At 67.9% G+C, this 11821-nt stretch carries 5 protein-coding genes and 1 pseudogene; 3 read left to right on the forward strand and 3 right to left on the reverse strand.

The annotated features are described in order from the left end of the window. Positions 1–351: 351 nt before the first annotated feature. A pseudogene (locus EO170_RS10345) lies at positions 352–3024 on the reverse strand (PAS domain S-box protein). Positions 3025–3407: 383 nt separating this feature from the next. On the opposite strand from EO170_RS10345, the gene EO170_RS10350 reads away from it, so the two are divergent. Together EO170_RS10350 and EO170_RS10355 are read left to right on the forward strand one after the other, a co-directional pair. Then, a complete protein-coding gene (locus tag EO170_RS10350) occupies positions 3408–6287 on the forward strand; it encodes a pitrilysin family protein (RefSeq protein ID WP_126944651.1) in 2880 nt (959 codons plus the stop codon). A gap of 314 nt (positions 6288–6601) precedes the next feature. Then, positions 6602–7549, forward strand: a complete 948-nt coding sequence (locus EO170_RS10355) for a GAF domain-containing protein (RefSeq protein ID WP_126944654.1) — start codon at positions 6602–6604, stop codon at positions 7547–7549. A 938-nt stretch (positions 7550–8487) separates the two neighbouring features. On the opposite strand, the gene EO170_RS10370 is transcribed toward EO170_RS10355, so the two are convergent. Both EO170_RS10370 and EO170_RS10375 read right to left on the reverse strand, forming a co-directional pair. Next, positions 8488–9498, reverse strand: a complete 1011-nt coding sequence (locus tag EO170_RS10370) for a hypothetical protein (protein WP_164740996.1) — start codon at positions 9496–9498, stop codon at positions 8488–8490. 274 nt (positions 9499–9772) lie between these two features. Further along, on the reverse strand, positions 9773–10525 hold the full coding sequence (locus tag EO170_RS10375; protein WP_104649252.1) for a DNA-formamidopyrimidine glycosylase family protein: 753 nt from the start codon (positions 10523–10525) through the stop codon (positions 9773–9775). Positions 10526–10632: 107 nt separating this feature from the next. On the opposite strand from EO170_RS10375, the gene EO170_RS10380 reads away from it, so the two are divergent. Next, the gene (locus EO170_RS10380) at positions 10633–11415 is read left to right on the forward strand and encodes a DUF72 domain-containing protein (protein WP_126944657.1); all 783 of its coding nucleotides are present in this window, start codon (positions 10633–10635) and stop codon (positions 11413–11415) included. The last annotated feature ends 406 nt before the right edge of the window (positions 11416–11821 follow it).

Raw genomic sequence — 11821 nt, forward strand, 5'->3', positions numbered from 1 at the left:
GCAACGCGCACTTCTGACTGACGCGACTTTATGGACCGGGCATGCCCTCATCCGCCCTGCGGGCACCTTCTCCCAGAGGGAGAAGGGAGTGTTCGTGGTTGATGCAGCTTTGCGAGTCGGCCGTGCCCTCATCCGCCCTTCGGGCACCTTCTCCCGGAGGGAGAAGGAAGTGTTCCTGGTTGACGCAGCTTTGCGGGTCGGCCGTGTCCTCATCCGCCCTTCGGGCACTGTCTCCCGGAGGGAGAAGGGTGTGTTCCTGGTTGATGCAGCTTTGCGGGTCGACCGTGCCCTCATCCGCCCTTCGGGCACCTTCTCCCGGAGGGAGAAGGGAGTGGTGCTGGATGCGTTGCGTCAGCGCGAGGCGTCGCGTCCGGTGGGGGCGGTGGCGTTGCCGCAGCGGGCCCGTTTGGCGGCATACATCGCTTCGTCTGCCGCATGCATCAGGCTGGCAGCGTCGGCGTGTTGGCCGCGTTGCCAGGCGACGCCGATGCTTGGGTGGATCGGCAGATGCTGCTCCCCGAACACGGCGCCTGCTGCGGCCGCGGTGCGAATCCGTTCTGCCATTGCGGCGCATTCGGTCTGCGGATCCTGCAGGTCGTCCAGCAACACCACGAACTCGTCGCCGGCCAGGCGTGCCACCAGATAGCGGCTGCCTGCGGCTTGCTGCAGGCAGCGGCCGAAGGCGACCAGCACCGCGTCGCCGGCACGGTGGCCATGGACGTCGTTGATGCGTTTGAAGCCGTCCAGGTCCAGGAACATCACCGCGACCGCGCACTGCTGCTGTTGCGCCTGGGTCATCGCGACCTGCAGCGCCTCGGACCAGGCGTGGCGATTCGGCAAGCCGGTCAAGGCATCGCGGGTGGCGCGTTCGTGCATCAGCCGGTGCAGGGACTTGTGCGCAGTGACATCGTGCGCCATCAGGAAGAATCCCTGTGCCTGCGTCGCCGTGCCCTGCATTTCCGGCACCAGGGTGATTTCCACATCGCGCGGTGTCGCGCCGCCACGCAGGACGTGTTCGAAGCTGGCCCGTTGCCCGGTGCTCACCTGCGCCAGCGCAGCGCGCGCGTCCGCACCGAGGTCCTCGCCCAGCACCTGGGTGATCGTGCAGCCGACCAGGCTGGCCGGCTCCACGCCGAGCCAGTCGCGATGCGCCTGGTTGGCGAACAAGCAGCGCTGGGCGGCATCGTAGTGCCCCACCAGGGTGGGCGTGGCATCGCTGATCGCACGCAGCCGCGCTTCGCTTTCGGCCAGGCGTTCGGCGGCGACATGGCGTTCGGTGACGTCCTGGATCTGCGAGACGAAATGCACCGGCGCGCCGCTGCTGTCGCGCACCAGCGACACCGACAACTGCGCCCAGATCAGCGCGCCCTGCTGGCTGATGTAGCGCTTGGCCAGGCTGTAGTTGTCGCGTTTGCCGTTGATCAGCTCTTCCACCAGGCGCAGGTCCACATCCAGGTCGTCCGGATGCGTGATGGTCTGGAAGGTGGTGCGCAACAACTGCTCGCGCGGATATCCCAGGATGCTGCACAGTGACGGGTTGACGTCGCGCCAGGCGCCGTCCAGCGAGACGATCGCCATGCCCTGCGGGGCGGTTTCGAACGCCCCCCTGAAGTGTTCCGCCGCCAGCTGCGCGGCGGCCTGCGCCTGCAGCTCGGCGGTGACGTCGATGGCCATGGCCAGGTAGCCGGACACCCCCTGCTGCGCGTCGTGGATGATGTTGAAGCACAGCCGCACGCGCCGCAGTCCGCCGTCTTTTCGCACCAGGGTCCAGATTTCTTCTTCCAGCTGATCGCCGGCGGCGGCGGCGGCCAGCTTGAGGTAGGACGGCGGCGACAACGCCAGCGTGGCCATGTGCCGCTCCAGCTCGGCCGGCAGATGGAAATGCGCCGGGCAGCTGCCCACCACCTCGTCCGCCGCGTAGCCCAGCAGGCGTTCGGCACCGGGATTGAACAATTCGATGCGCCCGTTCGGGTCGAACGCGATGATCGCCACATCCTGCGAAGCGTCCACCAGCGACTGCAGGCGTGCGCGCTCGCCCGCCAACGCAGCCGAGGCATCGCGCAGTTGGGTGATGTCATGCATCACGCACACGGCACCCAGGGCAACGCCCTGGTCGCTGACCACCGGATCGGCATTGCACAGCACGCTGCGTGCCGGCTGGCCGGTGGAGCGGATCACCATCTCGGCATTGCGCACGTGCTCGCCGGCCCAGGCGCGTACCAGCGGAATGGCCTCGGTGGGCAGCAGCGCACTGCCGTCGGCAGTGTAGAGGTCGAAGTGCTGTGCCCATTGCGATGGCGGCAACAGGCGCGGATCGGTGCCGTGCCATTGCCGCGCGGCGTGGTTGAACTCATGCAGCAGCCCGTCGCTGTCGCAGGACACCACGCCATCGGGCATGGCTTCCAGCAGGCGGCTCAGGGTCTGCCGCTGCGCTTGCGCGGCCAGCCGGTCGCGGCGCGCCTCCAGTTGGCTGACCGCCTGGCGCGCCAGACGGATCAGGCCTTGCTTCTGGCTCTCGTCGAGCAGGCGCGACTGGGTGCTGAGCGTACACAGGGTGCCGTAGGCATAGCCTTCGCGGCCGATCAGCGGAACGCCCACATACGAGCGTACCCCTGGCGCGGCGGTGACCAGCGGGTTGCGCGCAAAACGCGCATCGGCCACGGCATCGGGCACTTCCAGCAGCTCGGTCCCCATCACCGTATAGGAACAGAACGACATGGCGCGCGGGGTGCCTTCCAGATCGGTGCCGCAACGTGCCTTGAACCACTGGCGGTCGGCGTCCAGCAGCGACACCAGCGCCATCGGGGCGCCGGTGATGTGTGCAGCCAGCCAGGCGATATCGTCGAACTCGGCCTCCGGCTCGGTGTCCAGCACCCCCAACCGACGTACCGCCTCCACGCGCAAGGCGTCGGCGGCGGGAACGGGCACGGGCGGCAACAGGACGGTCATGGCGTGGTCGGCAGGTCAGGTCTGGGCAAGGTAGGTCGCCCCAGGTAACGGCGAAGCGACGGGCAACTTGAGCATGTGCGGCCGGGCCTGCTTGATGGCTGGTCAGCGCGCGGTCGCCGTGCCCGCCGGCCGATCCGCTGGCATCTGAATGTCGCAAGGCTTCGCTGCTCGGCCCGGTGCACTTGCCGTGCCTGCGCAATCGACCGCGCCCGGCGGGGGAGCGAATGACCCAGGCCGCCTGCACCCGCCTTGCCGCCAGGCCCGGTGTGGGATCGGGGGCCGCTCCGGCACGCCCGAAGGTGCCCGGTCCGACCGCCGTGCCCTGGCCGACGCCCGAGCCGGCCTCGCTCACCTGCCGCCCTGCCGGCACCCGCACATGCCCCCCCTGCCGGACAGCATTTGCGACGCCGCCAGCCAGCCACTACCCTCGGCCGATTGTCTTGCCCCTGGAGTGTCACATGCTGCGTCCGCTGTCCCTGTTGATCGCCGGTGTGCTCGGCGCCGCTGCCGGTCCCGTTGCCCCCGCCGTCGCGGCCGCCCCGGCCAGCCTGTCCAAGCCTGCGGCCAGCAGTGCCATCCCCGAGATCGGCTACACCCGCTTCACCCTGCCCAACGGCCTGACCGTGGTGGTGCACGAAGACCACAAGGCGCCGGTGGTGGCGGTGAGCATCTGGTACCACATCGGTTCCGGTGACGAGCCGGCCGGCAAGACCGGCTTTGCGCACCTGTTCGAGCACCTGATGTTCTCCGGCTCGGAAAACAACAAGGGCAGCTTCTTTGCGCCGCTGGAAAAGGTCGGCACCACCGACATGAACGGCACCACCTGGTTCGACCGCACCAACTACTTCGAGACCGTGCCGACCACTGCGCTGGACACCGCGCTGTGGCTTGAATCGGACCGCATGGGCCACCTGCTTGGCGCGATCGGCCAGGAAGAACTCGACACCCAGCGCGGCGTGGTGCAGAACGAGAAGCGCCAGGGCGAGAACCGCCCCTACGGCCGCGTGGACCAGAACATCCTGTCCAACCTGTTCCCGGCCAACCATCCGTACCAGCACGACACCATCGGCTCGATGGAAGACCTGGACGCGGCCTCGCTGGCCGACGTCAAACAGTGGTTCAACGACAACTATGGCGCCGCCAACACCACCCTGGTGCTGGCCGGCGACATCACCGTGGCGCAGGCACGCGCCAAGGCGCTGCAGTACTTCGGCGACATCCCGTCCGGCAAGCCGGTGGCGCGCCAGCAGCCCTGGGTGACCCCGCTGGCCGCGCAGAAGCGTGGCGTGCAGCACGACCACGTCTCGCAGCCGCGCATCTACCGCACCTGGGTGGCGCCGCAACTGGGCAGCGATGCGGCGATCCAGCTGGATCTGGCCACCACCGTGCTCGGCGGCGGCAAGACCTCGCGGCTGTATCAGCGCCTGGTCTACCAGGACAATCTGGTCGATGACGTGTCGGCGGCGATCCAGCCGTTCGCGCTGTCCAGCCAGGTGCAGATCCAGGCCGACGTGAAGGACGGCGTGGACCCGGCCAAGGTGGAGGCGATCATCGACGAGGAACTCAGGAAGTTCATCGCCCAGGGCCCGACCGCCGACGAACTGCAGCGCGCGCAGGTGGCCTACCGCGCCGGCTTCGTGCGCGGGCTGGAAAAGGTCGGCGGCTTCGGTGGCAAGGCGGTGATCCTGGCCGAGGGCCAGGTCTATCGCGGCGACCCGGGCGCCTACAAGCAGGATCTGCAGCGCGGCCAGGCCGCCACCGTGGACAGCGTCAAGCAGACCGCCGCCACCTGGTTCGGCAAGGGCGACTACCTGCTCACCGTGCTGCCGGCCGGCAAGGGCTTCGACCCCGCCGCCGAAGACAAGGCGGTGGTCGCCCGTGGCGCCGAACCCGGCAAGCCGGCGCCCAAGCTGCCGGCCGCCGGCAAGTACAACGTCACCGCCTCCACACTGGACCGCGGCAAGGGCGTGCCGCAGACCAGCCAGTTCCCCGACCTGAGCTTCCCGCAATTGCAGCGCGGCAAGTTGAAGAACGGCATCGAGGTGATCCTGGCCGAGCGCCACACCATTCCGGTCACCCAGGTGGAGCTGCTGTTCGATGCCGGTTATGCGGCCGACCAGGGCAACAAGCTCGGTACCGCCAGCTTCAGCGCCGCGCTGATGAACGAGAGCACCGCGGCGCTGGATTCGGTGGAAGTGGCGCAGCGTCGCCAGCGCCTGGGCGCGATCACCGCGGTCGGCTGCGACCTGGACAGCTGCAGCGCCTCGCTGGATGCGCTCAACGACCAGCTGCAGCCGTCGCTGCAATTGTTCGCCGACATCGTGCGCAACCCGGCCTTCAAGGCTGCCGACATCGAGCGCATCCGCGGCCAATGGCTGGCCGGCATTGCGCAGGAAAAGACCCAGCCCAACAGCCTGGCGTTGCGTGCGCTGCCGCCGTTGCTGTTCGGCCAGAACCACCCCTACGGCATCCCGCTCACCGGCAGCGGCACCGAGGCGGCGATCAAGAGCCTCAATGCCCAGGACCTGCAGGCCTTCCACCGCCAGTGGCTGCGTCCGGACAACCTGCGCATCCTGGTGGCCGGCGACACCACGCTGGCGCAGATCATCCCGCAGCTCGATGCCGCCTTCGGCGACTGGAAGGCGCCGGCAACGCCCCTGCCGAAGAAGAACCTGGTCAACGTCGCTGCGCAGCCCAAGCCGCGCGTCTACCTGATCAACCGGCCGGATGCGCCGCAGTCGGTGATCCTGGCCGGCCTGCTCGCACCGTCCACCAAGGCGCCGGACAACCTGGCGATCGGCGTGGCCAACGGTGCCTTCGGCGGCACCTTCACCTCGCGCCTGAACATGAACCTGCGCGAGAACAAGCGCTGGGCCTACGGCGCCGGCACCCGCATGCTGGATGCGCAGGGCCAGCGGCCGTACATGTTCTCCGCGCCGGTGCAGACCGACAAGACCGCCGAGTCGGCCAACGAGATCCTCAAGGAAGCCACCGCGGTCATCGGCGACAAGCCGCTGACCTCCGACGAGATCGAGAAGATCAAGAACCAGCGCATCCGCGCGCTGCCCGGCAGCTTCGAAACCACCGGCGCGGTGCTGGGTGCGATCGAGGGCATCGTGCAGTTCGACCGCCCCGACGATTACGTGCAGACGCTCAAGCCGCGCCTGGAAGCGATCGACCAGCCGGCCGCGCAGGCCGCCATCAAGGAAATCATCGCCCCCAATGCGATGACCTGGGTGATCGTGGGCGACCTGAAGAAGATCGAGGCCCCGGTGCGGGCGCTCAAGCTGGGTGAGGTGCAGGTGCTGGACGTGGACGGCAAGCCGGTCAAGCGCTGAGGCTGGTCAGTCGCACACCGACGGCGCGGCCTGCAAGCCGCGCCGTCGCCAGGTGCGCGGTACGCAATGGCGTGTGTGCGTCTCAGTACCCGGCTCCTGCGCGCAAGACGCAGGCGGCCCACGCGGGCTGGCAAGCTGGCCCCCGGCGCTTCAGCCCGCCGGTTCCTGCTTCCTCGCCTGCGCAGTGCGACAGGGATGCGGATCCGGATCCGCCCGTGAGGTCACGCCAGGGCGCGTGGCCGATATCCACGCCGCGTTATCGGCAGCGCCGGTATCGTGGCATCTTTCTCGTTCGCGCTTGCCCGGCTTATTCGATGAAGCACATGCCCCCGGCTGACGAAGCCTCTCGCCAACAGGTCCTGGACGGCTATCGCATCGTCGACAGCCTGCCCGAGGACACCTACCAAGACATCGTGCAGGTGGCGGCCTCGCTATGCGACACACCGATCGCCCTGATGTCGCTGGTCGACCGTGACCGCCAATGGTTCAAGGCCCAGCTCGGCCTGGGCATGCAGCAGACCGACCGCAGCCAGGCGGTGTGCGATCACGCCATCCGCAGCCCAGAGCAACTGATGGAAGTGCCCGACCTCACCCAGGACAGCCGCTTTGCGGACGTCTCGGTCGTCACCGGCGAGACCGGTGCGCGCTTCTATGCCGGCATGCCGCTGGTCACCTCCGACGGCGTGGCCCTGGGCACGGTCTGCGTGCTCGACACCGAACCCCGCACGCTCACCGACATGCAACGCACCGGGCTGCAGGCATTGGCACGCGTCACCATGCGCCTGCTGGACGAGCGCAAGCGCGAGTTGCAACTCGAGCGCGAAGCGATCCTGCAGCCGGTGGCACCGGTTGCCGCCCCGGCGGCCGCCGACACAGGCTATTACCTGGTGATCCTGGAAGTGCAGGAACTGGCCGCGCTGGCCGAAAAACAAAGCGAGCGGCTGCTGGGTCGCGCCTTGCAACAGCTCGACCAGGCCTTGGCAGCGCAGGCACAAGCCGACGGCGACAGCGTGGACCGGGTGACCGACAGTGCAGAATTCATCGCCGTGCTGCGCGGCGCAGATGCCGAACAAAAGCTGCAGCGCCTGCGCGATATCGCCCACCAACAGCATGCCCACGGCCTGACGGTGCTGATCGGCCAGGCGCAGGCAACCCGCGGCGACGAGCCGATCGGGCAAGTGTTCCTACGTGCCGAAGTCGCGCTGAGTGCGGAGAAGGACCGTTACCGCCAGAGTCTGGCGCAGGACGGACTCAGCGCCTGATGTAGCGCGGGCGACAGTCCGGCTGCCGGCTGATCCGCCGTTTCATAGACGTGCCCTCACACCTTCCGCTGCGCGCCTCCAACCGCGCTTGCGGCGCGGGCGCTCCAAGGCACACGCGCCCTCGCTGCGAAAGCCGTGCCTTCTCGCCCCGGCGGGAGGGGGTCTATTTGCGATATCTGACGAAGACTGCCTACTTCTTCAATTACTGCCTTACTGCTTCAATTCCTGTCGGGACGCTTCCCTTCTCCCACCGGGAGAAGGTGGCGCGCAGCGCCGGATGAGGGTGCGGTTGCTACGCGCTCGTGCGGCGCGCTTGGCATGCAAGCTTTCATAGCTCCTGGCTGTCTCCGACCACACCACCTTCCTCACTCGTCCACTTCCACTTCGCGCGGCGACCAGGTGATTGAGCGGTGTGGGTGAGTCGGTTGCAGAGCCGCGGAGCTGCGGTTTGGCTGCAGAGTCCTTGCCCGCCCACCATCGCAGGACACGCCGCAAGTACATCCTTGTAGGCTTTTACGCGGCATCCATGCCGCGTAAGGTCCCGCGACGGTAGGCGGGCAAGGACCAGTCGGGATGGTCGGTGTGCATGGTAAGAGCGGTGCCGGATACGTTTTGTTCGATCATCGAAGCATCGGCTCCAGGTCTGATGCACACCGCACGACAGACAGCTTTTCAGATGAGCGCCGACCAACTGTCTGGTGCGGTGCCCTCGCCGGTTGCGGGACCGTGTGGCGGCATGGATGACGCCACCGAGCCCCCAGGGACGGGTTCACGGCGTGTCCCGCAGACGGTAAGGGCGCCGCGCACGCGACTCACCGAGCGGTTGACTACACCCAGATACCGCGAGGCCCTGACATTCAGCCGTCTTGTCAGCAGCGTTCTAAAGGTGCTGTCAGCCACCTACAGCGCAGCGCAGGCAAACGCGCTCACCGAACCACTCACCCGATCGCGCACTGCTTCAACTGGCGGTCCGCATACCACAGCGCGCGGCGGGCCAGGTCGTAGGCGCTATCGGCCTGGCGCGGCAGCATCTGCGCGGCCATCACCGGGTCGGCGCCGTTGTTCAAGGCGTGTTCGGCGCGTTCCAGGTCGCCCAGATGCGTACGCACCGGCGACAACAGGGATTTGCGCTTGGACGCATCGCAACGCGCGCTGCGTTGTTCCAGCGCTGCCAGCGCCTCGCGGATACGGCGGCTGGCTTCGCCCTTGAAGTCGGGCGGCGTCTCGTGCGCGATTGGCGCGGCCTTGTAGGCGTCACCGGTCGCTTCGCTGCCCATCTCGGCCTGGTTGCCGGCCAACGCGGGGTTGAAGCGCACATCCGGCGGTGGCCGCGCCTTGGCCACCTGCGTCTGCGGCCCGTTGAGCATGTCGTTGAACTTCTTCATGCCGCGATTCATTTCCTGCATCGCCACATCGCCCAGCGTGCCGTCGCTCTTCCAGTCCTTGGCAAAGCGCGTGTCCTGGTACTGCACCGGATTGACCCGTTCCATCACGTTGCGCGCCTTGGCCTGCGCGCGTTCGTCGGTCATGCCCGGCGGCGCTGCACCGGGCTGCGCCATCGGGTCGACCTGCGCGTCACGCGGCATGCGCAAGCGGCCTTGCCCGGTGTAGAGCTGGGCCGCCATCGACTCGCCAGCCGGCGCATTGGCGGCCGCCACCTGCCGCTGCGGCGGCGGGGTGCGTGTCGGTGGTGGCGCACTGCGCGCGGATGAGGCCGCGGCCGGCGCAGCGCGTGGTGTGGGTTGGCGTTGCGGCGGCGGCGTCGCCGGCGCCGGCAGCGTCAATTGCGGACGCGGCACGAAATACACCTGCAAACTGTCGTCGCGTCGCACCGGGTCGCGCGGCGGCGGCATGTACAGCAACAGACAGGCAAGAAAGAACAGGATGGCGCCCGTGCATGCGACAGCAGCGACATGCGGGACAAGCGTTTCCTTCCTGCGGGTAATCACAATGCGGGAGACCGATGAGATGGGAGATGCGTGCGCGCACCGTGAACCCGGTGCAGGATGCGCAAATCTAGCGGGCGCGGCGCCAGCGCGCGTTTGAAATTCGTTGTTTGGGCGGCAAACGCCAGCCGCCATTCACATTGGCAAGCATGGCGGGTCGTTGCGGCGCCTGCCAACGGCCTCAGCCACTGCCCCAACGGCATGCATCCTTCCTGCCGTGCACCGGGCGCACGCCCATCGCGACCGACCACGCTCGCTGGTGCGGAACGGACCCGCCTCAGCCGTCCTCCGAGCGGTACAGCCGCTGGCAGACCTCGCAGAAGAATGCCCGCCGCCCGGCCTTGCCCAGGTGCTTGCGATACTGCAACGGCGCGCCATCGCGCGGGCAGCTGGTTTTGGTATGCACCTGGTAATGCTTCTTCAACACGAAGGCTTTTTTCCAGGTGTAGAAATCGAAACTGTACGCGCGCGCCTGGGTGACCAGCTCGCCAAGCTTGCGCGCCGGCAACGCGCCCACCGGGCTTTCCGGGTGCACACGGATGCGATGCAACACTTCGTTCTTGATGATGTTGCCGACGCCGGCAAAGATGTCCTGGTCCAGCAATGCATCGGCGGCGAGCATGCCCGGTGCGGCGCGCAACTTGCGCCGTGCCTGCGCGCCATCCCAGTGCGGGTTCATGACATCGGCCGTCCAGTCGTAGACCTCATCCAGCGGGCGCTCGATGAACTGCACCGAGCAGGCGTAGAAATTCAGGCGCTGGCCCTTGGAAAATTCCAGACACAGGCGCGGCACCGCATTCGGCTTGTCTTCGTCGATGCGATAACTGCCGAACAACAGGAAGTGGATGCGCACGCTGAACTGCGCGCACTCGATCAGGAAGTGCTTGCCCCAGCTGCGTAACGCCAACACCTTCTGCTGCCCCAGCCGCGCGATGTCCTGCTTGCTGTTGCCGGACACGCGCAGGATCTTGCGACCGACAAACGCCTCGGTCTGTTCGCGCAGGATGACAAGGGAGGGGCCTTCTGGCATGTACCCAGTATCGAAGTCGTCGGTGAGCCGCCCGTGAGCGCGGTGCACACGCGGCGCTGACGCGCGCGCATGCATAGAGTGCTGCCCACTGGACTTGCGCACACCCTATGCAAGCTCGTTCATCCGTCGCCCTGCCGCGCGTGCGCTGTGGCTGCGCGGGCTGGTCGATTCCGGCCGCCGACCGCGCCGCATTCGGCGATGGCACCAGCGTCTTGCAGCGCTATGCCACACGTTTTGATGCGGTGGAAATCAACTCCTCGTTCCATCGCCCGCACCGTGCCGGGACCTATGCACGCTGGGCCGACAGCGTGCCGAAGGATTTCCGCTTTTCGGTCAAGCTGCCGCGCAGCATCAGCCACGATGCCCGCCTGCAGGGTACCGGCCCATTGCTGGATGCATTCCTCGCCCAGGCCGGCGCGCTGGGCACGCGACTGGGCTGCCTGCTGCTGCAACTGCCACCCAGCGCCGTCTTCGATGCGGCAGTGGCGGCCAGGTTTTTCGCAATGCTGCGGCGGCGCTGGGACGGCGGCGTGGTCTGCGAACCGCGCCATGCCAGCTGGTTCCTGCCGCAGGCACAGGCGCTGCTGGCGCGCCACCGCATCGCACGCTGCGCCGCCGACCCGGCACCGGTGCCGGACGCCGCCACACCGGGGACGACAGCCGGCCCGCAGTACTGGCGCTGGCATGGCGCACCACGCATTTACTACAGCAGCTACGACGACAGTGCGCTGCAGGCATTGGCCGACGCGGTGCGCAACCCGGCGCACGATGCGGCGCATCCACAGGCAGAACGCTGGGTGATCTTCGACAACACTGCCGCCGGGCTGGCGGTGCCCAACGCGCTGCACCTGCAACGTTTGCTGCAGACCGATCGCCGGCACCCACGCTGACGCAAGGACACTAAGGTGCGCCTGGACCACACGAAGACGGCAGGCCGCCTGGTGTGGCCCGGCCTGCCGCCGGTGCAGCCCCGTGCGTCCACGCCGCCGCCATTCGCCGGGTGCGCCAGGCCGCCTGACGCCCGCCATTGCCCACCTGCACCGGCTGCCGTGCACGGGCAGCGCCGCCCGTTGCTCACTCCGCTGCGCACCCGCCGCACGCTGTGGCGCGCATCTTGCAGCAATGTCGGCAATCCGACGCGGCCTGGATGCGGCTCAAGCTGCCTCGATCCGGGCCGATAGGCCTGAATCGGCAAGTCAACCGGCGCAACCACCTGCAGTCCCGCGCCCGATCGCCTTGCTGAATCCTGTCGTCTCCGTGCGAAGTCTGTCGGCCTGCCGACCCCCTCGTCCGGCC

The organism is Xanthomonas sp. BRIP62409 (assembly GCF_003992965.1).
In the GTDB taxonomy this organism is placed as follows: Bacteria; Pseudomonadota; Gammaproteobacteria; order Xanthomonadales; family Xanthomonadaceae; genus Xanthomonas; species Xanthomonas euroxanthea.